The organism is Acinetobacter chengduensis, assembly GCF_003664645.1.
GTDB lineage: Bacteria > Pseudomonadota > Gammaproteobacteria > Pseudomonadales > Moraxellaceae > Acinetobacter > Acinetobacter chengduensis.
In genome coordinates this window covers 1-542 of the sequence record NZ_RCHC01000070.1, presented here as the reverse complement: position 1 = coordinate 542, position 542 = coordinate 1, and the positions used below count along the sequence as shown (strand labels likewise).

Below are 542 nucleotides of genomic sequence, written 5' to 3'. Positions count from 1 at the left end.
ACTGGTGCTTCTTTAATAGCCTCAGGTACCTGCATTAAACCGATCGTCATGTAGACCACCGCAATGCGAAATTCATAGTCTTGATCAATAAAAACAGTCGCAGGGAAGTTGCGGATCTCATCAAAATCTAAATCAGATCCAGTATGACGCGCTTCAATTTTTTGACCTGCAGACATTGCATTAAAAGCTTCTGTACCATTTAAAATGTTCATGCTTGAGTTCCTTCTTTAGCAAGTTGATCAATGTCTTGTTTTACCAATTGAATTTTTGTTGAATCGATTTGCATCAGTGAATCAATGCCTAAGTGTTCACATACTGTTTTTACATCTAAACCACGTTCAGTAATGAAAGCTTGTAAATCATCTCGCTGGGTATCGTTAATGCCATTAAATTCAGGAGGACTAATCCACATTTCCTTGTGCTTATCAAAAGTTCATTTCAGCTCTTTGGCCTTCAAAAGCATGGTTTGGCGCATGTTTTGGTAATACGTGTGACTTTTATCAAGTGACTCTGTTAATTGATTTAGATCGCTGGCATATACT

The 542-nt window shown here is 37.6% G+C and carries 2 pseudogenes; both read right to left on the bottom strand.

Going from position 1 to position 542, the window contains the following annotated elements:
• Positions 1 to 212, bottom strand: a pseudogene (locus D9K81_RS18250) (hypothetical protein); the annotation flags it as partial.
• Positions 209 to 542: pseudogene (locus D9K81_RS18745) on the bottom strand (ATP-binding protein); the annotation flags it as partial. The pseudogenes D9K81_RS18745 and D9K81_RS18250, both read right to left, overlap by 4 nt.